The 25,071-nt window shown below is 70.9% G+C and carries 19 protein-coding genes; 12 read left to right on the top strand and 7 right to left on the bottom strand.

Annotated features, from left to right (window positions below):
* Nucleotides 1-35 precede the first annotated feature (35 nt).
* The 10 genes from ngcE to AMK29_RS25860 all read left to right on the top strand — a co-directional run bounded on the left by ngcE (nt 36) and on the right by AMK29_RS25860 (nt 13,403).
* Nucleotides 36-1,481, top strand: coding sequence for an N-acetylglucosamine/diacetylchitobiose ABC transporter substrate-binding protein (gene ngcE, locus AMK29_RS25905; protein WP_073817526.1), 1,446 nt, complete (start codon nt 36-38; stop codon nt 1,479-1,481).
* Nucleotides 1,482-1,582: 101 nt separating this feature from the next.
* Nucleotides 1,583-2,512, top strand: coding sequence for a carbohydrate ABC transporter permease (locus tag AMK29_RS25900; protein WP_073817523.1), 930 nt, complete (start codon nt 1,583-1,585; stop codon nt 2,510-2,512).
* Nucleotides 2,512-3,450, top strand: coding sequence for a carbohydrate ABC transporter permease (locus tag AMK29_RS25895; RefSeq protein ID WP_073817521.1), 939 nt, complete (start codon nt 2,512-2,514; stop codon nt 3,448-3,450). The genes AMK29_RS25900 and AMK29_RS25895 overlap by 1 nt, the downstream gene beginning before the upstream one ends.
* A 181-nt stretch (nt 3,451-3,631) precedes the next feature.
* Entirely contained in the window at nt 3,632-4,843 is a 1,212-nt protein-coding gene (locus AMK29_RS25890; protein WP_073817518.1) for an ROK family transcriptional regulator, read from the top strand.
* A 123-nt stretch (nt 4,844-4,966) separates the two neighbouring features.
* A complete protein-coding gene (locus AMK29_RS25885; RefSeq protein WP_073817515.1) occupies nt 4,967-6,031 on the top strand; it encodes a sugar ABC transporter substrate-binding protein in 1,065 nt (354 codons plus the stop codon).
* Nucleotides 6,032-6,344: 313 nt separating this feature from the next.
* A complete protein-coding gene (locus AMK29_RS25880; RefSeq protein WP_073817512.1) occupies nt 6,345-7,124 on the top strand; it encodes an ATP-binding cassette domain-containing protein in 780 nt (259 codons plus the stop codon).
* Nucleotides 7,121-8,440: a sugar ABC transporter permease gene (locus tag AMK29_RS25875; RefSeq protein WP_073817510.1), complete on the top strand. Its 1,320-nt coding sequence runs from the start codon at nt 7,121-7,123 to the stop codon at nt 8,438-8,440. Before AMK29_RS25880 ends, AMK29_RS25875 begins: the two co-directional genes overlap by 4 nt.
* A 232-nt stretch (nt 8,441-8,672) precedes the next feature.
* Nucleotides 8,673-10,592, top strand: coding sequence for a 1-deoxy-D-xylulose-5-phosphate synthase (dxs, locus tag AMK29_RS25870; RefSeq protein WP_073817508.1), 1,920 nt, complete (start codon nt 8,673-8,675; stop codon nt 10,590-10,592).
* 153 nt (nt 10,593-10,745) lie between these two features.
* A complete protein-coding gene (locus AMK29_RS25865; RefSeq protein ID WP_107422694.1) occupies nt 10,746-12,224 on the top strand; it encodes an amino acid permease in 1,479 nt (492 codons plus the stop codon).
* Between the two features lie 99 nt (nt 12,225-12,323).
* Entirely contained in the window at nt 12,324-13,403 is a 1,080-nt protein-coding gene (locus tag AMK29_RS25860) for a hypothetical protein (protein WP_073817505.1), read from the top strand.
* A gap of 90 nt (nt 13,404-13,493) precedes the next feature.
* Here the strand turns inward: AMK29_RS25860 and AMK29_RS25855 are convergent, their stop codons facing one another.
* Both AMK29_RS25855 and AMK29_RS25850 read right to left on the bottom strand, forming a co-directional pair.
* Entirely contained in the window at nt 13,494-15,632 is a 2,139-nt protein-coding gene (locus AMK29_RS25855) for a 3-hydroxyacyl-CoA dehydrogenase NAD-binding domain-containing protein (RefSeq protein WP_073817502.1), read from the bottom strand.
* A complete protein-coding gene (locus AMK29_RS25850; protein ID WP_073817500.1) occupies nt 15,629-16,843 on the bottom strand; it encodes a thiolase family protein in 1,215 nt (404 codons plus the stop codon). Before AMK29_RS25850 ends, AMK29_RS25855 begins: the two co-directional genes overlap by 4 nt.
* A 307-nt stretch (nt 16,844-17,150) precedes the next feature.
* Between AMK29_RS25850 and AMK29_RS25845 the strand changes: the two genes are divergently transcribed.
* Entirely contained in the window at nt 17,151-18,272 is a 1,122-nt protein-coding gene (locus AMK29_RS25845; protein WP_079197142.1) for an alpha/beta fold hydrolase, read from the top strand.
* Between the two features lie 52 nt (nt 18,273-18,324).
* Here AMK29_RS25845 and AMK29_RS25840 read toward each other — a convergent pair whose 3' ends face one another.
* The 3 genes from AMK29_RS25840 to AMK29_RS25830 form a co-directional block, all read right to left on the bottom strand.
* Nucleotides 18,325-19,608 carry a ribonuclease D gene (locus AMK29_RS25840; protein ID WP_073817498.1) on the bottom strand — a complete coding sequence of 428 codons (1,284 nt, stop codon included), beginning with the start codon at nt 19,606-19,608 and terminating at the stop codon, nt 18,325-18,327.
* Nucleotides 19,609-19,690: 82 nt separating this feature from the next.
* Nucleotides 19,691-20,356, bottom strand: a complete 666-nt coding sequence (locus AMK29_RS25835; protein ID WP_073817496.1) for a response regulator transcription factor — start codon at nt 20,354-20,356, stop codon at nt 19,691-19,693.
* A 240-nt stretch (nt 20,357-20,596) separates the two neighbouring features.
* Nucleotides 20,597-21,292 (bottom strand): DUF3000 domain-containing protein, encoded by a 696-nt coding sequence (locus AMK29_RS25830; protein ID WP_073817494.1) that lies wholly within the window; start codon nt 21,290-21,292, stop codon nt 20,597-20,599.
* Between the two features lie 91 nt (nt 21,293-21,383).
* Here AMK29_RS25830 and hemE point away from each other — a divergent pair, with 91 nt between their 5' ends.
* Nucleotides 21,384-22,460, top strand: a complete 1,077-nt coding sequence (hemE, locus tag AMK29_RS25825) for a uroporphyrinogen decarboxylase (RefSeq protein ID WP_073817491.1) — start codon at nt 21,384-21,386, stop codon at nt 22,458-22,460.
* Between the two features lie 87 nt (nt 22,461-22,547).
* On the opposite strand, the gene AMK29_RS25820 is transcribed toward hemE, so the two are convergent.
* Nucleotides 22,548-23,921 carry an FAD-dependent oxidoreductase gene (locus AMK29_RS25820; RefSeq protein ID WP_073817488.1) on the bottom strand — a complete coding sequence of 458 codons (1,374 nt, stop codon included), beginning with the start codon at nt 23,919-23,921 and terminating at the stop codon, nt 22,548-22,550.
* Nucleotides 23,922-24,052: 131 nt separating this feature from the next.
* A complete protein-coding gene (locus AMK29_RS25815; protein ID WP_073817485.1) occupies nt 24,053-25,030 on the bottom strand; it encodes a DUF4349 domain-containing protein in 978 nt (325 codons plus the stop codon).
* Nucleotides 25,031-25,071 lie beyond the last annotated feature (41 nt).

The following is a 25,071-nucleotide window of genomic DNA, read 5'->3' as shown; positions in this document are numbered from 1 at the left end:
CCGCCTGAGTCCTGAATGAAGGCGAGGACTTGAGCATGGGATCCACCTCCGCACACACCGATGAGGGCCTTGGCCGTCGCGATCTGATCAAGCGTTCTGCCGCTATCGGTCTGATCTCCGTACCGACGATGGGCTTCCTCTCCGCCTGTGCGAGCAGCGACAGCGGCGGCAACGGAAAGGTCGAGAAGGGTACGAAGTCCGAAAAGAACCCGCTCGCGGTGAACGAGTCGGCACCGCTCGATTTCGTCCTCTTCGACGGCGGATTCGGACAGCAGTACGCCAAGGACGCGGTCAAGATCTACGAGACCAATTATCCGAAGGCGAAGGTCAAGTTCACCCCGACCCAGAAGATCACCACGACGCTCCAGCCGCGCTTCAACGGCGGCAACCCGCCGGACCTCATCGACAACTCCGGCGCCGAGCAGATGGACATGGGTGTCCTGGTCGGCCAGAAGCAGCTGGCGGACCTCACCCCGCTCCTCGACGCGCCCTCCATCGACGACCCGAGCAAGAAGGTCCGCGACACCCTGCGGCCCGGCATCGTCGAGATGGGCCAGTTCGACGGCGACCCGGTGTGGATCATGTACTACGCCTACACGATCTACGGCGTCTGGTACTCGCAGAAGCTCCTCGACTCGCTCGACGCGAAGTACCCCGAGACCTGGGACGAGATGCTGGCCGTCTGCGAGAAGGCCAAGAAGAAGGGCATCGCGGGCTGGACGTACGCCGGGAAGCACCCGTACTACGTCCCGTTCTCGCTCTACCCGATGATCGCCAAGGTCGGCGGCCGTGAGGTCCTGGACGCCATCGACAACCTGGAGCCGAAGGCCTGGGAGCACCCGGCGGTCAAGGCCTGCTTCGAGGCGTACTACGAGCTCGTCCGGAAGGGCTACATCCTCAAGGGCACGCCCGGCCTCGACCACATCCAGTCGCAGACCGCCTGGACCGAGGGCAAGGCCCTGTTCATCCCGAACGGCTCCTGGGTCGAGAACGAGGCCGCGAAGACCATGCCGGCCGACTTCGGCCTGGCCGTCTCCGCCCCGACCGGCATCGACGCCTCGGACAAGATGCCCTTCGGCACCATCTGGGCCTCCGGCGGCGAGCCCTTCATCGTCCCGGCGAAGGCGGCGAACCCCGAGGGCGGCATGGAGCAGCTGCGCATCATGCTCAGCGAGGCGTCCTCGAAGAACTTCACCCAGTCGGTGAAGTCCCTGACCGCCCTCAACGGCGGCACCGAGGGCATCGAGCTGACCCCCGGCCTGAAGTCCGGGGTCGCGGCCCTGGAGAAGGCCGGGCAGAACGTGGTCAACCCGCGCCTCCAGGACTGGTACGTCGCCCTCCAGAAGGAGAAGATCGGTGTGGCCGGTCTCGGCGAGATGATGGCCGGGCGCGCCACCCCGGCCGAGACGATCAAGAAGATCCAGAAGTTCGCCGACGACGCGGCCAAGGACTCCTCGATCAAGCACTACAAGCACCAGTGAGCTGTGCCGGGGCCCCTTCCCGCCGACCGGGAGCGGGCCCCGGGCCCTTCGCGCGCGGCACCAGCGGCGCGCCTCCGCGGGAAGATCGGGGTCGGTAGGACATGCAACACGGCAAATACCGTTTCATCGTGGGGTTCCTGGCGGCCCCCCTCGCGCTGTACGCGCTGTTCGTCATCTGGCCCTTCATCCAGTCCATCTACTACTCCTTCACGGACTGGACGGGACTGAGCCCCGAATTCGGGATGGTCGGGGTCGACAACTACAGCAGAATGCTGGACGACGAGATCTTCTGGAAATCGCTCCAGCACAGCCTGGTCTTCGCGGTGGTGCTCCCGCTCGTGACCGTCGGCCTCGCGCTGTTCTTCGCCTTCATGCTCAATGTCGGCGGTCGGCGCCGTAGGGGCGCTGCCATCGCGGGCGTGCGCGGCTCGTCCTTCTACAAAATCGTCTACTTCTTCCCGCAGGTGCTGTCGATCGCGATCGTGGCGCTGCTCTTCCAGTTCGCGTACAACCCGAATAGCGGAGCCATCAATTCCGTTCTGCAGGGTGTCGGTCTCGGCAGCGTCCAGCCGGACTGGCTCGGAGATCCGGACCTCGCCCTCATCTGTGTGATGGTGGTACTCGTCTGGTCCACGGTCGGATTCTTCGTCGTCCTCTTCTCGGCCGGCATGGCGTCCATTCCGAGGGACTTCTACGAGGCGGCACTCCTCGACGGCGCGAACCGCTTCACCACCTTCTTCAAGATCACGCTGCCGCTGCTCTGGGACACCGTGCAGTCCGGCTGGATCTACATGGGCATCCTCGCGCTCGGCGCGGAGTCCTTCGCCGTGGTCCAGATCATGACCGTCGGCCCCAGCGGCGGCGGGCCGGACTACTCGACGATCGTCCTCCCGCTGTACGTGTACCAGAAGGCGTTCCGGGACGGTCAGGCCGCCTACGCCACGACCATCGGTGTCGCGCTCCTCGTCGTCACGCTGGCCTTCGCGGCCGTCGTGATGAAGGTGGGCCGGCGCGAGCGGCTGGAGTTCTGATGAAGACGACCGACACTGTCCCCACCGGCGTCGAGACCCCCGGCTCCCCGGGCGGGTCCGGGCCCGTGGTCACCAAGGCGGCGGCGCCCGCGCCCCGGAGGACCGCCAAGGCCGAGGGTGCGGCCCTCAACGTCTTCTCGCACGGCGTACTGATCATCTGGGCGATCATGGTCGTCATGCCGCTGCTCTGGGCGGTCATGACCTCCTTCAAGACCGACCGGGCGATCTTCACCTCCCCGTGGTCCCTCCCCGACAGGCTGCACTTCGAGAACTGGTCGCGCGCCTGGACCGAGGCGCACATGAGCGACTACTTCCTGAACACTCTCCTGGTGGTCGGCGGCTCGCTCCTCGGGACCCTGCTCCTCGGCTCGATGGCGGCCTACGTCCTGGCCCGCTTCGAGTTCCCGGGCAACCGCTTCATCTACTTCCTCTTCATCGGAGGGATGAGCTTCCCGATCATCCTGGCGCTCGTGCCGCTGTTCTACGTCATGCAGAACATGGCCCTGCTCAACACGCTGCACGGCCTGATCCTCGTCTACATCGCGTACTCGCTGCCGTTCACGGTCTTCTTCCTGACCGCCTTCTTCCGCACCCTGCCGACCTCGGTGGCGGAGGCGGCCTTCGTCGACGGCGCCTCGCACTCCCGGACCTTCTTCCAGGTGATGCTGCCGATGGCCAAGCCCGGCCTCATCAGCGTCGGCATCTTCAACTTCCTGGGTCAGTGGAACCAGTACCTGCTGCCCACCGTGCTCAACACCGAGCCCGAGCGGAAGGTGCTCTCGCAGGGACTCGTCCAGCTCGCGGTCAGCCAGGGCTACAAGGGCGACTGGTCCGGGCTCTTCGCCGGCCTCGTGATGGCGATGCTCCCGGTCCTCGCCGCGTACATCATCTTCCAGCGGCAGGTGGTGGCCGGTCTGACCGCCGGCGCCGTGAAGTGATCGCGTAACCCCTCACCGCTCCCCGAAGGGCCCCCGGCGCACCCCGCGCCGGGGGCCCTTCGGGCACGCTCGCGGCTCTGTGACGCCGACCCTCGCCCACTCAAGGTCTTGACGGGGACCAAGGCGAAAGCGTCCCCTTAGAGTTCACATGTTGGAGAAAACGGTGGGAGTGAGTGAGTCGATGGAGACTCCGGGGTCGCAGACGTCTCTGCACAGGGCCAATCTCGAACGGGTCGTCCGGGCGGTGCGGATGGCCGGATCGCTCACCCAGGCGGAGATCGCCCGGGCGACGGGCCTGTCCGCAGCCACGGTCTCCAACATCGTCCGGGAGTTGAAGGACGGCGGCACCGTCGACGTCACACCCACCTCGGCGGGCGGCCGCCGCGCCCGCAGCGTCTCGCTCTCCGGCGACGCCGGCATCGTGATCGGCGTCGACTTCGGCCACACCCACCTGCGGGTCGCCGTCGGCAACCTCGCCCACCAGGTGCTCGCCGAGGAGGCCGAGCCGCTGGACGTGGACGCCTCCGCCGCCGAGGGCTTCGACCGGGCGGAACAGCTGGTCAAGCGGCTGATCCGGGCCACCGGCATCGGCCCGGACAAGGTGATCGGCGTCGGGCTCGGCGTACCGGGCCCGATCGACGTCTCCTCCGGGACCCTGGGGTCGACCTCGATCCTGCCGGGCTGGAGCGGGATCAATCCCGCGGAGGAGCTCTCCGGCCGGCTCGGCGTGCCCGTGCACGTCGACAACGACGCCAACCTGGGCGCCCTCGGCGAGCTGGTCTGGGGGAGCGGGCGGGGCGTCAAGGACCTGGCGTACATCAAGGTGGCCAGCGGCGTCGGCGCCGGGCTCGTCATCGACGGGCGCGTCTACCGGGGGCCGGGCGGCACCGCGGGCGAGATCGGGCACATCACGCTCGACGAGTCGGGCCCGGTCTGCCGCTGCGGCAACCGCGGCTGCCTGGAGACCTTCACCGCCGCCCGGTACGTCCTGCCGCTGCTCCAGCCGAGCCACGGGCCCGATCTCACCATGGAGCGGGTCGTGCAGCTGGCCCGGGAGGGGGACCCGGGCTGCCGCCGGGTCGTCGCCGACGTGGGACGGCACATCGGCAGCGGTATCGCCAACCTCTGCAACCTCCTGAACCCCAGCCGGGTGGTGCTCGGCGGCGACCTGGCGGAGGCCGGTGAGCTGGTCCTGGCGCCCATCAGGGACTCCGTCTCGCGGTACGCGATCCCCAGTGCCGCCCGGCAGCTCTCGTTGGCCCAGGGGGCCCTCGGAGGGCGCGCGGAGGTGCTCGGCGCGCTCGCTCTCGTGCTGAGCGAAATGGGCGATTCGACCCTGTTGGAGAGTGCCCTTCCGGCCGCCGCTCCGGTCTCCCGGCTTGCCTTCACTTAGATAACGAACACCACCGTTGTCATCTCGTTAAGAATTTACTTCTTGACGGCAACGTTGCGGCCGAGTTGACTTCGTGCCACCTCGGCCGCAACGTCGCGGCCTCGTCAGGGAGGCAAAACCCACATGAACGCAGTGACGCGTCGTGCCGTCATAGCCACGGCCGCGGTCTCGATGGCCCTCTCGCTCGCCGCCTGCGGCCAGGCCGGCGGCGACGACAGCGCGGACAAGGGCAGCTCGACCAAGATCGGCCTGCTCCTTCCGGAGAACAAGACCGCGCGCTACGAGGCCCTCGACAAGCCCCAGTTCGAGAAGGCCGTCAAGGCCGCCTGCGGTGACTGCGAGGTCGTCTACAACAACGCGGTCTCCGACGTCGTCAAGCAGAAGCAGCAGTTCGACCAGCTGATCGCCGACGGCGTCAAGGTCATCGCGCTCGGCTCGGTCGACGCCACCAAGGCCGCGGGCTGGGTCACCGAGGCCAAGGCCAAGGGCGTCAAGGTCATCGCGTACGACCGTGCCGTCAAGGGTGCCGACGCCTACGTCAGCCACGACAACAACAAGGTCGGCGAGCTCCAGGGCCAGGCGCTCCTCGCCGCCCTCGGCGGCAAGGCCGCCACCGCCAACGTCGTGATGATCAACGGCGACGAGAAGGACCCGAACGCCGCGCTGTTCAAGGCCGGCGCCCACGCCGCCCTCGACGGCAAGGTCGGCAAGGTCGCCTACGAGGCCTCCGGCGAGTGGGACCCGAAGGTCGCCGGCGAGAAGATGTCCGCCGCGATCTCCTCGCTCGGCAAGGACAAGATCAACGCGGTCTACTCCGCGAACGACGGCATGGCCGGCGGCATCATCACGTCCCTCGAGAACGCAGGCATCAAGAACATCCCGGTGGGCGGCCAGGACGCCGAGGTCGCGGGCATCCAGCGGATCATCGCCGGCACGCAGACCTTCACCATCTACAAGTCGCCGCTCCAGCTGGCCCCCGAGGCCGCCAAGTTCGCGGTGAACCTGCTCCAGGGCAAGGAGCTCGGCGCCCAGGGCGCGACCGACGGCGTGCCGTCCACGCTCTTCCCGCCGGTCGTGGTCGACAAGACCAACATCCAGAGCACGGTCGTCAAGGACGGCATCTACAAGGCCGCCGACCTCTGCACCTCGGACCTCGCCGCCAAGTGCACCGAGCTGGGCGTCAAGTAGTCCCAGGCCCCACCCCGCCGGGCCCTTCGGGGCCCGGCGCCACGGATCCCGCCGCCGGCCGCGTACGGCACTCCGGCCGCCCCTCGCACGGGGCGGGCCGCGGGGCCGCCGCCACGGCCCGCGTACAGAGGGTGAACACCTTCCGGCCGGCGTGCGGCGCTCGGATCCGTCCCCCCGCCCGTCCGGCCCCCGGCCGACCCAGACCCCGCTGTCGGCCCGGGGGCCGGACGAGCTCACCCCCCCTCTCGAACTTTGGCGCTGCACCGGCGGCGCGACATGCCGCCGCCCGCGGGCGGCGAAGGAGTTGGTTCACGTGTCCCAGACGCCCGTGCTGGCGTTGCGCGGGATCTTCAAGCGGTTCGGAGCGGTTCAGGTCCTCTCCGGTGTCGATCTCGAAGTCCACGCAGGAGAAGTCGTCGCGCTCGTCGGCGACAACGGAGCGGGAAAGTCCACGCTGGTCAAGACGATCGCCGGTGTGCACCCCATCGACGAGGGCGTCATCGAGTGGGAGGGCGAGCGCGTCGAGATCCAGCGCCCGCAGGACTCCCAGAACCTCGGTGTCGCGACCGTCTACCAGGACCTCGCGCTCTGCGACAACCTCGACGTCGTCGCCAACCTGTTCCTCGGCCGCGAGATCAAGAAGGGCAGCGTCCTCGACGAGGTCGCCATGGAGAAGCGGGCCAAGGACCTGCTCTCCACGCTCTCCATCCGCATCCCCAGCGTCCGCATCCCCGTCGCCGCCCTCTCCGGCGGCCAGCGGCAGGTCGTCGCCATCGCGCGTGCCCTGGTCGGCAACCCCAAGATCGTGATCCTGGACGAGCCGACCGCCGCCCTCGGCGTCGAGCAGACCGCCCAGGTCCTCGACCTGGTCGAGCGCCTGCGCGAGCAGGGCCTCGGCGTCATCCTCATCAGCCACAACATGGCCGACGTGAAGGCCGTCGCGGACACCGTCGCGGTGCTGCGCCTGGGCCGCAACAACGGCACCTTCCCGGTGGCCACCACCACGCACGAAGAGATCATCGCCGCGATCACCGGAGCCACGGACAACGCCGTGACCCGCCGCCAGGCCCGCAACGCGGAGGTAGCGAAGTGAGCAACACCCCTCCCACCGCGAGCGAGGAAGCGGCGGTCCCCGAGCCCCGCACCCCGGACGAGCAGACCCCGGTGACCGAGACCCCGGCCGCCGCCGCCGTCCCCGCCGTCGACCCCCGCCTCCTCGTGCGCGAGCAGGGGTTCAAGGGGTACGTCGACGAGTTCAAGCGCAAGATCCGTTCCGGTGAGATCGGCTCGCTGCCCGTCGTCGTCGGCCTCATCGTCATCGGCATCGTCTTCCAGGCCCTCACCGGCAACTTCATCACCTCGTACAACCTCGACCAGATCACGCTGTACGCGGTCGGCCCCGGCATCATGGCCGTCGGCATCGTCTTCGTGCTGCTGCTCGGCGAGATCGACCTCGCCGTCGGCTCCGTGGCGGGCCTCGCCGGCGCGGTCTGGGGCGTCCTCGGCACCGACATGCCGGACGGCCTCGCGATCCTCCTCGGCATCCTGTCCGGCACCCTGCTCGGCGCCTTCCACGGCCTGGTGTTCGCCAAGATCGGCGTGCCCGCCTTCGTCGTCACCCTCGCCGGCTTCCTCGGCTGGGCCGGCCTCCAGACCTGGGTGATGGGCGAGAAGTCCACCATCCCGACGCCGATCGGCAGCTTCGTCGGCGACCTCACCAAGTACTACTTCTCCGACGTCGCCGCCGCCTACGGCCTCGCCGTGGCCGTCGTCGCCGCCTTCTACCTCGCCCAGCTGCGCGACGCGCGCCGCCGCAAGGCCGCCGAGCTGCCGTACCGGCCGCAGAGCGAGATGATCCTGCGCACCGCCGTCCTCGCGGTCCTGGTCCTCGTCGCCGCCTACGGCTTCAACCAGGAGCAGGGCCTCCCGCTCTCGCTGGTGATCTTCCTGGTGATCCTCCTGGTCACCGACTTCGTCCTGCGCCGCACCACCTACGGCCGCCAGGTCTTCGCGGTCGGCGGCGGCATCGAGGCCGCCCGCCGCGCCGGCATCAACGTCGCGTGGATCCGGATCTCGGTCTTCATGATCTCCGGCACGATGGGCGCGATCGGCGGACTGTTCCTCGCCTCCGCGACCGGCGGCGCCGACCGCTCCCTCGGCGGCGGCAACCAGCTGATGATGTGCATCGCCGCGGCGGTCATCGGCGGTACGTCCCTGTTCGGCGGACGCGGCAAGGTCTGGTCGGCGCTCCTCGGCATCCTGGTCATCCAGTCGATCGTCCAGGGCCTCAACCAGATGAACCTGTCCTCGAACGCGATCCAGTACATGATCACCGGAGCGGTCCTGCTCATCGCCGTGATCATCGACTCGGTCTCCCGCAAGACGCAGAAGACGGCAGGACGCGCCTAGGGACCCCGTCCCGCGCGCGTAACGCTCGCCACACCGCCCGGCGCCGCGAAACCGGCGCCGGGCACTGCTGCGTCCGGAGCAGTGCACCGTCCCGCACAGGGCCGTACAGATCAGCGGCGTGTAGGCCGTGAGGGTGACGCCTCATCCACCGGCCCGATGCCCACGATCCAAGACGGAACATTAGACTCGACAAATCGGCAAGCTCGACCAGCTCAAACGCAAGGAGGCACGGGTGGCATTGCTGACCCGTATCAGGGGACCGCGAGATCTGGACCGGCTCTCCCCGGAACAGCTGGACCAGCTGGCCGACGAGATCAGGACGTTCCTCGTGGACGCCGTCTCCAAGACCGGCGGGCACCTCGGGCCCAACCTCGGCGTGGTCGAGCTGACCATCGCCCTGCACCGCGTGTTCGACTCCCCGAAGGACAAGGTCCTCTGGGACACCGGCCACCAGAGCTACGTCCACAAGCTGCTCACCGGCCGCCAGGACTTCTCGAGGCTCAAGATGAAGGGCGGCCTCTCCGGCTACCCCGCGCAGGCCGAGTCCGAGCACGACGTCATCGAGAACTCGCACGCCTCGACGGTCCTCGGCTGGGCCGACGGCCTCGCCAAGGCCAACGAGGTGCTGAAGAAGGACGACCACGTCGTCGCCGTCATCGGTGACGGGGCCCTCACCGGCGGCATGGCCTGGGAGGCGCTCAACAACATCGCCGCCGCCAAGGACCGCCCGCTCGTCATCGTCGTCAACGACAACGAGCGCTCCTACGCGCCGACCATCGGCGGCCTCGCCAACCACCTGGCGACCCTGCGCACCACCGACGGCTACGAGCGCTTCCTCGCCCGCGGCAAGGACATCCTGGAGCGCACCCCCGTCGTCGGGAAGCCGCTCTACGAGACCCTGCACGGCGCCAAGAAGGGCCTCAAGGACTTCATCGCCCCGCAGGGCATGTTCGAGGACCTCGGCCTCAAGTACGTCGGCCCCATCGACGGCCACGACATCGAGGCCCTGGAGTCCGCCCTGACGCGCGCCAAGCGCTTCGGCGGCCCCGTCATCGTCCACTGCCTCACCGAGAAGGGCCGCGGCTACCAGCCGGCCCTCCAGGACGAGGCCGACCGCTTCCACGCCGTCGGCAAGATCCACCCCGACACGGGCCTGCCGATCTCCTCCTCCGGCGCCGACTGGACCGGCGTCTTCGCGGAGGAGATGGTCGCCCTCGGCAAGGAGCGCGAGGACATCGTCGCGATCACCGCGGCCATGCTCCAGCCCGTCGGCCTCGACAAGTTCGCCAAGGCCTACCCCGAGCGCGTCTACGACGTCGGCATCGCCGAGCAGCACGCCGCGGTCTCCGCCGCGGGCCTCGCCACCGGCGGACTGCACCCCGTCTTCGCCGTGTACGCGACCTTCCTCAACCGCGCCTTCGACCAGGTCCTGATGGACGTCGCCCTGCACAAGTGCGGTGTCACCTTCGTCCTGGACCGGGCCGGCGTCACCGGCACCGACGGCGCCTCCCACAACGGCATGTGGGACATGTCGATCCTCCAGGTCGTCCCCGGCCTGAGGCTCGCCGCGCCGCGCGACGCCGACCAGGTCCGCGCCCAGCTGCGCGAGGCCGTCGAGGTGACCGACGCCCCGACCGTGGTCCGCTTCTCCAAGGGCGCGGTCGGCCCGGCCGTCCCCGCCCTGCGCAGGGTCGGCGGCATGGACGTGCTCCGTGAGCCCGGCACCGACCGGCCCGACGTCCTGCTGGTCTCCGTCGGCGCGCTCGCCCCGATGTGCCTGGAGATTGCCGGCCTGCTCGACCGGCAGGGCATCTCCACGACCGTCGTCGACCCCCGTTGGGTCAAGCCGGTCGACGAGGCCCTCGCCCCGCTCGCGGAGCGTCACCGGGTCGTCGTCACCGTCGAGGACAACAGCCGCGTCGGCGGCGTCGGCTCGGCCGTCGCGCAGGCGCTGCGTGACGCCGGGGTGGACGTACCGCTGCGTGACTTCGGCATCCCGCCGCGCTTCCTCGACCACGCCTCGCGCGCCGAGGTGATGGCCGAGATCGGCCTGACCGCCCCGGACATCGCCCGTCAGGTCACCGGTCTGGTCTCACGCCTCGACGGAAGATTCGAGAGCAGCGCGCAGGCCGTGGAGCCCGCCCGCGACTGACGGTTCCCGTCACCACGCGTCACCCCATGGGCCGGTCGGCTCACTCTTCGGAGTGCCGATCGGCCCATTGCCGTGCATTCTGACCACAGGTCGGACAGCCGGCAGGGAGGTACGAAGGTGAGTACGGACCAGCAGCCACGGGCGAACTCCGGAATGTTCCGGACCAAGTCGGTCGAACAGTCGATCCGCGACACGGAGGAACCGGAGCACGCCCTCAAGAAATCCCTCTCGGCCTGGGATCTGACGGTGTTCGGTGTCGGCGTCATCATCGGCACCGGCATCTTCGTCCTGACCGGAAAGGTCGCCAAGGAGAACGCGGGCCCGGCCACCGCCCTCGCGTTCGTCGCGGCGGGCATCGTCTGCGCCCTCGCCGCGCTCTGCTACGCCGAGTTCGCCTCGACGGTGCCGGTGGCCGGATCGGCGTACACCTTCGCGTACGCCTCGATCGGCGAGCTGCCTGCCTGGATCATCGGCTGGGACCTCGTCCTGGAGTTCGCCCTCGGCACGGCGGTGGTCGCCGTCGGCTGGTCGGGGTACGTCCGCTCGCTGATGGACAACGTCGGCTGGCACCTACCGGCCTGGATGGAGGGCCCGGACGTGCCGGGCGGCACGTTCGACATCCTGGCCTTCATCCTCGTCCTGGTCCTGACCGTGGTCCTCGTCCTCGGCATGAAGCTCTCCGCGCGGATCACCGCGGTCGTCGTGGCGATCAAGGTGACCGTGGTGATGATCGTGATCGTCGCGGGCCTCTTCTTCATCGTCGGCGACAACTACAGCCCGTTCATCCCGCCGGCGATCACCCCCGAGGGCGGCGGCTCCAACTGGGACGCGCCGCTCGTCCAGACGCTCTTCGGGTACGAGGCGACCAACTTCGGCGTCATGGGCATCTTCACCGCCGCCTCGGTCGTCTTCTTCGCCTTCATCGGCTTCGACGTGGTCGCCACCGCGGCCGAGGAGACCAAGCTGCCGCAGCGGGACATGCCCCGGGGCATCCTGGGCTCGCTCCTCATCTGCACGGTCCTCTACGTGGCCGTGGCCCTGGTCGTCACCGGCATGCAGCACTACACGGAGCTGTCCGTGAGCGCCCCGCTCGCCGACGCCTTCAAGGCCGCGGGGCATCCCTTCTACGCGGGCGTGATCAGCTTCGGCGCCGCCGTCGGCCTCACCACGGTCTGTCTGATCCTGCTCCTCGGCCAGACCCGGGTGTTCTTCGCGATGAGCCGGGACGGGCTGCTGCCGCGCTTCTTCTCCGTCACGCACCCGCGCTTCAAGACGCCGTACCGGCCCACCATCCTGCTGGGTGTGATCATCGCGATCGTCGCCGGCTTCACCAGCATCAACGAGCTGGCGACCCTGGTGAACATCGGCACGCTCTTCGCCTTCGTCCTCGTCGCGTTCGGCGTCATCGTGCTCCGCCGCACCCGCCCGGACCTGCCCCGCGCCTTCCGCACCCCCTGGGTGCCCGCGCTGCCGATCCTCTCCATCGCCGCCTCGCTCTGGCTGATGCTCAACCTGCCCGGCGAGACCTGGTTCCGCTTCGCCGTGTGGATGGCGATCGGCATCGTCGTGTACTTCCTGTACGGGCGCGGTCACAGCCGGCTCGGCCGGGAGGGCCCGGACGCCCGGTACTGAACGGGTGAGGCGACGGCCGCGGAATGGACTGTTCGGCGGGACGACTACAGTCGGCTCGTACCCGAACTCCTTCCGACGACCGGAGTGCTGGATCCCCTCATGGCGAATCGATCCCAGGTCCCCGCTGCCCGTTCCCACGGCTCCACCACCGCCCCCGTACTCCAGGGGCCCTGGCTGACCAGAGGGGAGGAGGGGCGGTTCAGCGCCTACCTGCCCCGGGACGGCGAGGTGGTGCGCTGGACCGAGGGGCCCGACGGAGCGTGGAGCGGCCCGGTGTCGCTCGGCGGCGGCGGCCTCACCCCCTTCCTCGCGGTCGGCCAGGGCGCCGACCGCTACGTCCACCTCGTCGGTCTGCGCCCCGCGGGGGACGAGGGACACGTCGAGGTGGTCCACACGGTCCAGTTCCAGACCGGCCGCCCCGCCCTGGAATGGCGCGCGATCGGCCACTCCAACGTGAAGGGCCCGTGGACCGGCAACCCGGCCGTCGCGGTGGACGCCCAGGGCCGCGCGTACGTCTTCATGCGCAACGGCGGCGGCGGCATCAGCGTCCGGGCGCAGAAGGACACCGGCGGCTGGCACCCCTGGTGGGACCTGCACGGCTCCCGGACCGACCCCTCGCCGGTCGCCGTCACCAACGGGTCGGGCCTCGTGGAGCTGTACAGCTCGCACGCCAAGGGCCTCGCCCGCTACGTACAGCGCGAGCCGGGGGCGAAGCCGATCCGTGAGGAGCTCCTGCCGGCCTCGGTGACCATGGGCACCCTGGCGGCGACGACGGGCCCGTCCGGGCACGCCACGCTCTTCTACCTCGACGAGGACGGCCGGGTCTGCGCCTGGTCGCCCGAGCGCTCCCTGGAGCCCACCCCGCTCGGTGACGCGGCCGGCACCGGGCGGCTCGCCGCCACCCGCTGTCTCATCGACGGCTTCGACTGCACGGTCCTCGCCCAGCAGGCCGCCGACGGCCGCCTGGCCCTCGCCGCCTATCCGAGCGAGCAGGAGGCCGAGGGCATCCACTGGTCGGAGACGGGGGACGCGCAGGACGGCCTCGCCGCGGTCCTCACCCGCGGGCTCGACGGGCGGCTCGTCGCGATGGCCCTGGTCGGCGGGAACGCGCTGATCACCACCCGCCAGAAGGCGGCGGCGGACGGTCTGCTGCTGGAGGGCTGGCGCTCCATAGGGTGACCGCGCCCCGCACCCGGCGGCGACCCCGGAACACGGCGGCGGCCCCGGCACCTGGAGAAGGTGCCGGGGCCGCCGCCGTGTACGGAGGTGTTACGCGGGGACGCTCGCCACGCCCTGCGCGAGGAACCGCTTGCCGTTGACGCGCTCGGAGACGCCCTCGCGGTCCAGGTACGGCGTGATGCCGCCCAGGTGGAAGGGCCAGCCCGCACCGGTGATCAGGCAGAGGTCGATGTCCTGCGCCTCGGCGACGACACCCTCCTCCAGCATCAGGCCGATCTCCTGCGCCACCGCGTCCAGGACGCGGTCGCGGACCTGCTCCTCGGTCAGGACGGAGTCGCCCTGCTGGAGGAGCGCGGCGACCTCGGGGTCGAGCTCCGGCTTGAAGCCGTTCTCGGCGTTGTAGACGTAGAAGCCGCGCTTGCCGGCCTCGACCACACGCTTGAGGTTCGGCGAGACGGTGAAGCGCTCCGGGAAGGAGCGGTTCAGGGTCTCGGAGACGTGCAGACCGATCGCCGGGCCGACGAGCTCCAGGAGCACCAGCGGCGACATCGGCAGACCGAGCGGCTCGATGGCCTTCTCGGCCGTCTCGACGGGGGTGCCCTCGTCGATGACGTTCTGGATCTCGCCCATGAAGCGGGTGAGGATGCGGTTCACGACGAACGCCGGGGCGTCCTTGGTGAGGACCGCGGTCTTCTTCAGCTTCTTGGCGACACCGAACGCGGTGGCCAGCGAGGCGTCGTCCGTCTGCTCGCCGCGGACGATCTCCAGGAGCGGGAGGATCGCGACCGGGTTGAAGAAGTGGAAGCCGACCACGCGCTCCGGGTGCTGGAGCTTGGAGGCCATCTCCGAGACCGACAGCGAGGAGGTGTTGGTGGCGAGGATCGCGTGCGCCGGGGCGACCGCCTCGACCTCCGCGAACACCTTCTGCTTGACGGACATCTCCTCGAACACGGCCTCGATGATGAAGTCCGCGTCCGCGAAGCCCTCGGCCTTGTCCAGGACACCGGAGACCAGGCCCTTGAGGCGGTTGGCCTTGTCCTGGTTGATGCGGCCCTTGCCGAGCAGCTTCTCGATCTCGGCGTGGACGTAGCCCACACCCTTGTCGACGCGCTCCTGGTCGATGTCGGTCAGGACGACCGGCACCTCCAGGCGGCGCAGGAAGAGCAGGGCCAGCTGCGAGGCCATCAGACCGGCGCCGACGACACCGACCTTGGTGACCGGGCGGGCCAGGGACTTGTCCGGGGCGCCGGCGGGGCGCTTGCCGCGCTTCTGCACCAGGTTGAAGGCGTAGATGCCGGAGCGCAGCTCGCCGCCCATGATCAGGTCCGCGAGGGCCTGGTCCTCGGCGTCGAAGCCCTTCTGCAGGTCGCCGTCCTTGGCGGCCTCGATGATGTCGAGGGCCCGGTAGGCGGCCGGGGCGGCGCCGTGCACCTTGGAGTCGGCGATGGCACGGCCCTTGGCGACGGCCTGGTCCCAGCCCTCGCCGCGGTCGATCTCGGGGCGCTCGACGGTGACGGTGCCGTTCAGGACGGAGGCCGTCCAGATCAGCGACTGCTCCAGGAAGTCGGCGCCCTCGAACAGGGCGTCGGCGATGCCGAGCTCGAAGACCTGCTTGCCCTTGAGCTGGCGGTTCTGGTTCAGCGAGTTCTCGATGATGACCGAGACGGCCTTCTCCGCGCCGATCAGGTTCGGCAGGATCGCGCAGCCGCCCCAGCCGGGCACCAGGCCGAGGAAGACCTCGGGCAGCGAGAAGGCCGGCAGGGCCTTCGACACGGTGCGGTAGGAGCAGTGCAGACCGACCTCGACGCCTCCGCCCATGGCCGCGCCGTTGTAGTACGCGAAGGTCGGCACGGCGAGCGCGGACAGACGCTTGAAGACGTCGTGGCCGCCCTTGCCGATGGCGAGCGCCTCGTCGTGCTTCTTCAGCAGCTCGACGCCCTTGAGGTCGGCGCCGACGGCGAAGATGAACGGCTTGCCGGTGATGCCGACGCCGACGATCTCACCGTTGGCGGCCTCCGCCTCGACCTGGTCGATCGCCGTGTTCAGGTTGGCGAGGGACTGCGGGCCGAAGGTGGTCGGCTTGGTGTGGTCGAAGCCGTTGTCCAGCGTGATGAGCGCGAACCGGCCCGCACCCGCGGGCAGTTCGAAGTGACGGACGTGGGCGCTGGTGACGACCTCGTCCGGGAAGAGCTCCGCGGCGCCCTTCAGAAGCTCGGCGGTGGTGCTCACTTGCCCTCCCAGTGGGGGTTTTCCCAGATGACCGTGGCGCCCATGCCGAAGCCGACGCACATCGTGTTGAGGCCGTACCGGACCTGCGGGTTCTCCTCGAACTGGCGGGCCAGCTGCGTCATCAGACGGACGCCGGAGGAGGCGAGCGGGTGACCGTAGGCGATGGCGCCGCCGTACTGGTTCACGCGGGCGTCGTCGTCGGCGATGCCGTAGTGCTCCAGGAAGGCGAGGACCTGGACCGCGAAGGCCTCGTTGATCTCGAAGAGACCGATGTCCTCGATCGAGAGGCCGGCCTGGGCCAGCGCCTTCTCGGTGGCGGGGATCGGGCCGTAGCCCATGACCTCGGGCTCGACGCCGGCGAAGGCGTACGAGACGAGGCGCATCTTGACGGGGAGGTCGTGCTCCCGCGCGAAGTCCTCGGAGGCGATGATCGAGGCGGTGGCACCGTCGTTGAGACCGGCCGCGTTGCCCGCGGTCACGTTGCCGTGGACGCGGAACGGCGTCTTCAGGCCGGCCAGCGACTCCAGGGTGGTGCCCGGGCGCATCGGCTCGTCGGCGGTGACCAGGCCCCAGCCGGTCTCGCCGGCCTCGGCGTTGGTGCGGCGCACCGAGATCGGGACCAGGTCCGCCTGGATCTTGCCGTCGGCGTACGCCTTGGCGGCCTTCTCCTGCGAGCGCACGGCGTACTCGTCGGCGCGCAGCTTGGTGATGCTCGGGTAGCGGTCGTGCAGGTTCTCGGCGGTCATGCCCATGAAGAGGGCGGACTCGTCGACGAGCTTCTCCGACACGAAGCGCGGGTTCGGGTCGACGCCCTCGCCCATGGGGTGGCGGCCCATGTGCTCGACGCCACCGGCGATGACGGCGTCGTACGCGCCGAAGGCGATCGAACCGGCGACCGAGGTGACGGCGGTCAGCGCGCCGGCGCACATGCGGTCGATGGAGTAGCCCGGCACCGACTGCGGCAGCCCGGCGAGGATGCCCGCCGTACGGCCGAGGGTCAGTCCCTGGTCGCCGATCTGCGTGGTCGCGGCGATGGCGACCTCGTCGATCTTCGCGGGGTCGAGGCCCGGGTTGCGGCGCAGCAGCTCCCGGATGGCCTTGACGACGAGGTCGTCGGCGCGGGTCTCGTGGTAGATGCCCTTCGGGCCCGCCTTGCCGAACGGGGTGCGGACGCCGTCGACGAAGACGACGTCCCTGACGGTACGAGGCACGATGGCTCTCCTCCAGGGTGCGGGATGGCACTGCTGCGGCGCACACCTAAGCGTGCGCTTGCTTCCCCCATGCTACTTGTGAGTAACCGGGCTGCCCAGCCCTTGGGGTGCAAGCGGCGAAGGTCACATTCCGAGGATGCCACCGGACCGGCCGCACGCCCCCCGCGTACGCCCGTCCGATCGAAGGGACCCGCAACCCGATGGGCCCACGGCGGCGGCCGTGTCGCGGCGCGGACCGCTCCCGCCGGACCGACGCTGACCCGGCCGGGGCGCGAGGCCTCGGCCTCCGCGCACAGAACGGACTCCTATGCCGATCATCACCACCGACCACGAGGTCCCCCACATCTCCACCGTCCCGGCGAACAAGGACGACGCGGTCAAGCTCTTCGTCCGGGAGCGGCGCGACACGTCCGCCGCCGGGCCTCGCACGCCGGTCCTCATGCTCCACGGCCGCAGCGTCCCGGCGCTCGCGGGCTTCGACCTCGCGTACAAGTCGTACAGCTGGGCCGAGGCGCTGGCGAAGGCCGGCTACGACGTCTTCATGATGGATCTCCAGGGCTCCGGACGCTCTCCGCGCCCGAAGATGGACGACCCCCGCAACGTCAACCCGAGCCAGCAGCCCCTGCTGACGCCGAGGCCGAAGGGGTTCACGCCCGGGCCGCTGAACTACCCGTTCCAGCTGACCGACTCGAACAGCAACCGGGACGAGCTGAACACCGTCGTGGAGTTCATCCGCGAGGAGTGCGGCGTGCAGAAGGTCGCCTTCATCGGCTGGTCCGCCGCCGCGTTCACCATGGGGCCGTACGCGGTCGAGAACCCGACGAAGGTGTCGAGCCTCTTCCTGCTGGCGCCGATCTTCCCGCCCCTGGCGACATCGGACGCGCCGGCCGCCCTGCCGCGGCAGGGCTTCCCCATGTCCGTCGGCGGGAAGACGGGGTTCGACACGGGCTGGGCCTCCGAAGCGCCCTGCGACGGGCAGCGTGAACCCGGCATCGTCGACGCGGCATGGGCGGCGATCATGGAGAACGACCCGATCGGCAGCACCTGGGGCCCGCCGGAGGGGCTCAACCGGATCAGGACCTTCGCCCGGTGGGGCTGGAACGAGACCACCGCGGCGCGGGGCGGAGTGCTCGGCGGCGCCGTGCCCGTCCTGATCGCCTACGGGGAGTACGACCGCCAGGTGAACACCTCGCCGCCGAACCCCGACCGGGAACTCAACTTCTCCGTCCCCGCCCTCTACGAAGCCGTCGCGGGCCCGCACAAGCTGATGGTCAAGCTGGCCTGCGCGGGGCACTCGCTGGTGTGGGAGATGCAGCACAAGAACGTGCACAACCTGTCGAAGCACTGGCTGAAGCACCTCAAGGTCGACGGCAAGACCCAGGGCGTCTTCGACATGGACACCGAGGGCAACCTCAGCCCGGTCCCGTAGGACGACGGAGCCCCCGGTCCGCACGCGGACCGGGGGCTCCGGCGACGAGGGGTCACGCGCTCGCCGTCAGCGCCTCCACCAGGAGCGGGGTGACGAGGCCGACCTGCCAGGGGCGGGCGCCGTGGCCCGTCAGGGCCTCGGCCACGCCGTCGGCGTCGGCCGGGGACGGCGGCTCCCAGCAGACCCGGCGCACGGTGTCCGGGGTGATCAGGTTCTCCTGCGGCAGGTTCAGCTCCTCCGCCAGCGCCGAGACCGCCGCGCGCGCCGCCGAGAGGCGGGCCGCGGCGACCGGGTCCTTGTCCGCCCAGGCACGCGGCGGAGGCGGGCCCGCGACCTGCTGGCCGGGCTGCGGCAGCTCGCTCTCCGGCAGGGCCCTGGCCCGGTCCACCGCGGCCTGCCACTGCTCCAGCTGGCGGCGGCCCGTCCGGTGGCCGAAACCGGGCAGCGCCGACAGCGCGGCCAGGTTCACCGGCACCGCGAGCGCCGCTTCCACGATCGCCGCGTCGCTCAGCACCTTGCCGGGGGAGACGTCCCGCCGCTGGGCGACCTTGTCACGGGCCGTCCACAGCTCGCGTACGACCGCCATCTGGCGCCGCCGCCGCACCTTGTGCATGCCGGAGGTCCGCCGCCACGGGTCCTTGCGCGGCGGGGCGGGCGGGGCCGAGGCGATCGCGTCGAACTCCTGGTGCGCCCACTCCAGCTTGCCCTGCCGGTCCAGCTCCTTCTCCAGGGCGTCCCGCAGGTCGACGAGGAGCTCCACGTCGAGCGCCGCGTACCGCAGCCAGGGCTCGGGCAGCGGACGGGTGGACCAGTCCACGGCGGAGTGGCCCTTCTCCAGGGCGTAGCCGAGGACGGACTCGACCATCGCGCCGAGGCCGACCCGGGGGAAGCCGGCCAGCCGTCCGGCGAGCTCGGTGTCGAACAGCGAGGTCGGGAGCATGCCTATGTCGCGCAGACAGGGCAGGTCCTGCGTCGCGGCGTGCAGGATCCACTCGGTCCCGGCGAGCGCGTCACCGAGCCCCGAGAGGTCGGGGCAGCCCACGGGGTCGACGAGCGCGGTGCCCGCGCCCTCGCGGCGGAGCTGGACCAGATAGGCGCGCTGGCCGTAGCGGTAGCCGGAGGCGCGCTCGGCGTCCACGGCGACGGGGCCGCGGCCGGCGGCGAACGCGGCGATCACCTCGGCGAGGGCGTCCGCGGTCTCGACGACGGGCGGAATCCCCTCGCGGGGCTCCAGCAACGGGATCGGAAGCCCATTCGCAGGGACATCGTCGTCCGGGGGGCCGCCCCCGGTGGTGCGCAGTGCTGTGTCTGCTGCGGTCTCTTGGGCGTCGGTCACCTGTCAAGGGTATCGGTGAACGGCAAGCGCCCGCCGACGGAACGTTCCGTCGACAGGCGCCGGCCCGATGTCCACCGGTCCGTCAGTGGATGATCCCCGTCCGCAGGGCCACCGCGACCATGCCGGCGCGGTCGCCGGTGCCCAGCTTGCGGGCGATGCGGGCGAGGTGGCTCTTCACGGTGAGGGCCGAGAGGCCCATGGAGACACCGATGGCCTTGTTCGACTGGCCCTCCGCGACGAGCCGGAGCACCTCGACCTCACGGCCGGAGAGCTCGCGGTAGCCGCCCGGGTGGCTCGGAGCACCCGGGGGGCGGCGGTGGCCCAGACGTGCGGCCGCGGCGCCGATGGGGGCGGCGCCGGGCCGGGTGGGGTGCCCGATGTTGTTCCGGGTGCCGGTGACGACATAGCCCTTCACGCCGCCCGCCAGGGCGTTGCGCACGGCGCCGATGTCATCGGCGGCCGAGAGGGCGAGGCCGTTGGGCCAGCCCGCGGCGCGGGTCTCGGACAGCAGGGTCAGGCCACTGCCGTCGGGCAGGTGGACGTCGGCAACGCAGATGTCGCGCGGGTTGCCGACGCGGGGACGTGCCTCCGCGATGGACGAAGCCTCGATCACGTCACGTACTCCGAGGGCCCACAGATGGCGGGTCACGGTGGAACGGACGCGCGGATCGGCTACGACGACCATGGCCGTCGGCTTGTTCGGGCGGTAGGCGACCAGGCTTGCGGGCTGCTCGAGGAGAACGGACACCAGGCCTCCTGGGGGGAAGGGTGCGGGACGGGGCCGGCTCGGGGAAGAAGCCGGGGGCGAACCCGTGCAGTGAAGGGGTCACTCACTCCTTCGGCAGCCGAGCCGCCCGCCTTTAGGGAAAGATCACGATTTGGTGAGTAACAATTAGGGCAATTCGGACGCGTGATCGATCATCCTACGAGCGGACCCCGCCCCGTCACCCCCACGAGGGAGCACCGGGACGCCGCCGCGCGAGGGCGCTCAGTCCTGCTGCGGTCCCCGCCGCTGTGGCAACGAGACGACCCCCGCGCCCGACACCGTCCCCGCCTCACCCGGCTCCACCGCCACCGGGGGCAGCCCCGCGATCTGGCACAGCAGATCGCACCAGGCCGCCAGATGCGCCCCCGTGTCCGGCACCCCGCCCAGACCCTCCCGCGGCGTCCAGGACGCCCGGATCTCGATCTGCGTCGCCGGACGCCGCTCCGCCAGACCACCGAAATAGTGCGAGCCCGCCATCGTGACGGTCCCGCTCGCCTCCCCGTACGCGAGGCCCCGGGCGTCCATCGCCCCGGTCAGCCACGACCAGCACACCTCGGGCAGCAGCGGATCCGCGGCCATCTCCGGCTCCAGCTCCGCCCGGACGAGCGTCACCAGGCGGAACGTGCCCTTCCAGGCCTCGTGGCCGTCCGGATCGTGCAGCAGCACCAGACGCCCGTCCGCCAGATCCTCCTCGCCGTCCACGACGGCCGCCTCCACCGCGTACGCGTACGGCGCGAGGCGCTGCGGAGGCCTCGTCGGGTCGACCTCGATCTCCGGCCGCAGCCGCGCCGCGCGCAAGGCCTCCACCGCCCGCCGGAACGCCGGTGGCACCGCGTTCGCCTCCGTACTGTCCGCCGTCTCGCCCGTCCCTCGATCGCCGTCGGAATGATCGGAAAAATGTCCCTGAGCCGCAGCCATGCGGGGAAGAGTAGGCGGAACGGGGCCTCCGCGCAGGGAGGGACACCCTGCCCGGACGAGCCGCTTACCGCCACATGCGAAGATTCTGGGCGTGAGCGCCAACGACAGCCCGACGGGCCAGCAGACGAAGCAGCAGTCGCGGACCTACGACTCCGCGTTCCTCAAGGCATGCCGACGAGAGCCGGTGCCGCACACTCCCGTCTGGTTCATGCGGCAGGCCGGGCGCTCACTCCCCGAGTACCTGAAGGTCCGCGAGGGCATCCCCATGCTCGAATCGTGCATGCGGCCCGAGCTGGTCACCGAGATCACCCTCCAGCCGGTCCGCCGCCACAAGGTCGACGCCGCCATCTACTTCAGCGACATCGTCGTCCCCCTCAAGGCCATCGGCCTCGACCTCGACATCAAGCCCGGCGTCGGCCCCGTCGTCGCCGACCCCATCCGCTCCCGCGCCGACCTGGACCGGCTGCGCGACCTGACCCCCGAGGACGTCCACTACGTCACCGAGGCCATCGGGATGCTCACCGCCGAACTCGGCGAGACCCCGCTCATCGGCTTCGCCGGCGCGCCCTTCACCCTCGCGAGCTACCTCGTCGAGGGCGGCCCCTCGCGCAGCCACGAGCGCACCAAGGCGATGATGTACGGCGACCCGCAGCTCTGGGCCGACCTCCTCGACCGCCTCGCCGAGATCACCTCCGCCTTCCTCAAGGTCCAGATCGAGGCGGGCGCCTCCGCCGTCCAGCTCTTCGACTCCTGGGTCGGCGCCCTCGCCCCCGCCGACTACCGCCGCTCCGTCATGCCGGCCTCCGTGAAGGTCTTCGACGCGATCGCCGGCTACGGCGTCCCCCGCATCCACTTCGGCGTCGGCACGGGCGAGCTGCTCGGCCTCATGGGCGAGGCCGGCGCGGACGTCGTCGGCGTCGACTGGCGCGTCCCGCTCGACGAGGCCGCCCGCCGCGTCGGACCTGGCAAGGCGCTCCAGGGCAACCTGGACCCCGCCGTGCTCTTCGCCTCGCGCGAGGTCGTGGAGGCCAAGACGGACGAGGTCCTGGCCGCCGCCAAGGACCTGGAGGGCCACGTCTTCAACCTGGGCCACGGCGTCATGCCGTCCATGGACCCGGACGCCCTGACCCGCCTCGTCGAGCACGTGCACACGCGGACGGCCGTCTGACCGGCCCGACCCACGGAACACGGCGGCGGCCGCCGGGGGGCAACCCCCGGCGGCCGCCGCCTTTCCCGCCCGTACGGGACGGAGCCGTCAGCCCGCCGCGCGGACCGCCGCCGTGGCCTTGCGGGCCGCGATCAGGACCGGGTCCCACACCGGCGAGAACGGCGGCGCGTACCCCAGGTCCAGGGCCGTCATCGCCTCCACCGTCATCCCCGCCGTCAGCGCCACGGCCGCGATGTCCACCCGCTTGGCCGCGCCCTCCCGGCCGACGATCTGCACCCCGAGCAACCGCCCCGTGCGCCGCTCCGCCAGCATCTTCACCGTCATCGGCGCCGCCCCCGGGTAGTACCCCGCCCGGCTCGTCGACTCCACCGTCACCGACACGAACCGCAGCCCCACCGCCCGGGCGTCCTTCTCCCGCAGGCCCGTCCGCCCGATCTCCAGGTCGCACACCTTCGACACCGCCGTGCCCACCACGCCGGGGAACGTCGCGTAGTCACCGCCGACGTTGGCCCCGATCACCTGCCCGTGCTTGTTCGCGTGCGTCCCCAGCGGCACGTACCGCTCGCGGTGCGAGACCAGGTCGAGGACCTCCACGCAGTCACCGCCCGCCCAGATGTTCTCGTGCCCCCGGACCCGCATCGACAGATCGGTGAGCAGCCCGCCGTGCGACCCGAGCGGCAGCCCCGCCGCCCGCGCCAGCGAGGTCTCCGGCTCCACGCCCATGCCGAGCACCACCACGTCCGCCGGGTACTCGCCCTCGTCCGTCGCCACCGCCCGGACCCGGCCGTCCTCACCGGTCAGGATCTTCGTGACCTCCGCCGAGGCGACCGTCGTGATCCCCAGGCCGTCCATCGCCCGGCGCACCAGCCGGCCCATGTCCGGATCCAGGGTCGACATCGGCTGCTCGCCCCGGTTCAGGAGCGTCACCTCGTAGCCCCGGCCGAGCAGCGCCTCGGCCATCTCCACGCCGATGTACCCCGCGCCGACCACGACCGCCCGCCGCCCCGGCGCCCGGTCCAGCGAGTCGAGCAGCGCCTGCCCGTCGCCCAGGGTTTGCACCCCGTGCACCCCGGGCGCGTCGATCCCCGGCAGCCGCGGACGCTTCGGCCGGGCCCCCGTCGCGACCACCAGCTTGTCGAAGCCCGTCCAGGCCTCCGCACCGCTCTCCAGGTCGCGTGCGCGGACCCGCTGACCGGCCACGTCGATCTCCGTCACCTCCGTCCGCATCCGCAGATCGATGGCGCGCTCCCGGTGTTCCTCGGGGGAGCGCGCGATCAGCTCGTCGCGCGAGGAGACGTCGCCGCCGACCCAGTACGGGATGCCGCACGCCGAGTACGAGGAGAAACGGCCCCGCTCGAAGGCGACGATCTCCAGCTCCCCGGGTTCCCTGAGCCTCCGCGCCTGCGACGCGGCGGACATCCCCGCCGCGTCCCCACCGATGACCACAAGTCGTTCGCTCATCCCCCCATTTTGCGGCTCGGTTCGCCTCCGGGGCGCTGAAGCCGGGCTCACAGGCCCGACCGTGCTCGCCTCCTTCGTTCCTCAGGAGGCTCCGCGCGCTCGGGCCCGTTCCCCCGGCGCGCCCCTTCGGCTCACTCGCCGGTTCCGGGGGCGGCAGGCGGCTCGGGCGCCATCGGCGCCCCGGCGGCGTTGCGCGGGGCCTCCGGCGGGGTGGGGGAGGCCTGGGGCGTCCGGGCCGCGCGGCGGGGGCGGATCAGGCGGTGCCACAGGGCGAAGGCGATCAGGGCGACCGCGAGCCACGGCGCCAGGGCGGCCAGGATGATGCCGATCCAGGTCACCACGCCGACCAGGGCGTTCCAGCCGCCGCTCAGGGCGTCCCCGAAGCCCGGGCGGCCCTCCTCCGCCGGCGCCGGCGCCTGCTTCTGCTTCTCCGTCAGATGGAGGGTGATCGTCGCCATGGACGTGCGGTCCCTCAGCGAGGACTGCTGTGCGAGCAGCGCCTCCAGGTCCGACTGGCGGCGGCTCAGCTCGCCCTCCAGGGTCACCACGTCCGCCAGCTTCTCCGCGCGCTGCATCAGCGCCCGGACCCGCGCCACGCTCGCGCGCTGGGTCGCGATCCGGCTCTCCACGTCCACCACCTGCTCGGTGACGTCCTTCGCGTCCGCCTTGCGGCCGAGGAGCTTCCCGGTGCCCGCGAGCTCGGTGAGCACGGTGTCGTACCGCTCCTGCGGCACCCGCAGCACGAGGTGCGAGGCGACGTGGCTGTCGTCGATCCGCTCCGTCGACTCGTTCTCGACCCGCCCGTCCGCGCCCGCCGTCACCCGGCGGGCCGTGGCCACCGCCTTCGTGACGTCGGCGACCTCCACCGAGAGGGAGGCCGTCCGGATGACGTGCTGCTGGGCGGGAGCCTTCGGCGCCGCGGCCTGCTCGCTGCCCGAGGAGCCGTCGGCGGCGCCCCGGGCGGGCGCCTCGGCCGCGCCCAGATCCCGCTTGGCGTCCCCGCTCGTGGCGGTGCCGCCGGCGCCGCAGCCCGTCACGACCAGTACGGCCGTGAGCAGCGCGGCGCCCGCCGCCGCCCGCGCTCTCGCGGTCGCTCGTGTGTCTCGCATCGCGTCCCCCCAGGGTGGTGATCGGTGTTGTCGCTTCGACG

Origin of the sequence: Streptomyces sp. CB02261 (assembly GCF_001905665.1) — a bacterium.
Lineage (GTDB): Bacteria > Actinomycetota > Actinomycetes > Streptomycetales > Streptomycetaceae > Streptomyces.
The sequence above is the reverse complement of the archived record's forward strand: the minus strand, read 5'-3'. Positions and strand labels throughout refer to the sequence as shown.

Excerpts from the sequence above, each read along its gene's own strand:
- ngcE (WP_073817526.1), top strand. The coding sequence starts at position 36 with ATGGGATCCACCTCCGCACACACCGATGAGGGCCTTGGCCGTCGCGAT.
- AMK29_RS25900 (WP_073817523.1), top strand. The coding sequence starts at position 1,583 with ATGCAACACGGCAAATACCGTTTCATCGTGGGGTTCCTGGCGGCCCCC.
- AMK29_RS25895 (WP_073817521.1), top strand. The coding sequence starts at position 2,512 with ATGAAGACGACCGACACTGTCCCCACCGGCGTCGAGACCCCCGGCTCC.
- AMK29_RS25890 (WP_073817518.1), top strand. The coding sequence starts at position 3,632 with ATGGAGACTCCGGGGTCGCAGACGTCTCTGCACAGGGCCAATCTCGAA.
- AMK29_RS25885 (WP_073817515.1), top strand. The coding sequence starts at position 4,967 with ATGAACGCAGTGACGCGTCGTGCCGTCATAGCCACGGCCGCGGTCTCG.
- AMK29_RS25865 (WP_107422694.1), top strand. The coding sequence starts at position 10,746 with ATGTTCCGGACCAAGTCGGTCGAACAGTCGATCCGCGACACGGAGGAA.
- AMK29_RS25860 (WP_073817505.1), top strand. The coding sequence starts at position 12,324 with ATGGCGAATCGATCCCAGGTCCCCGCTGCCCGTTCCCACGGCTCCACC.
- AMK29_RS25845 (WP_079197142.1), top strand. The coding sequence starts at position 17,151 with ATGCCGATCATCACCACCGACCACGAGGTCCCCCACATCTCCACCGTC.
- AMK29_RS25830 (WP_073817494.1), bottom strand. The coding sequence starts at position 21,292 with ATGGCTGCGGCTCAGGGACATTTTTCCGATCATTCCGACGGCGATCGA.
- AMK29_RS25820 (WP_073817488.1), bottom strand. The coding sequence starts at position 23,921 with ATGAGCGAACGACTTGTGGTCATCGGTGGGGACGCGGCGGGGATGTCC.
- AMK29_RS25815 (WP_073817485.1), bottom strand. The coding sequence starts at position 25,030 with ATGCGAGACACACGAGCGACCGCGAGAGCGCGGGCGGCGGCGGGCGCC.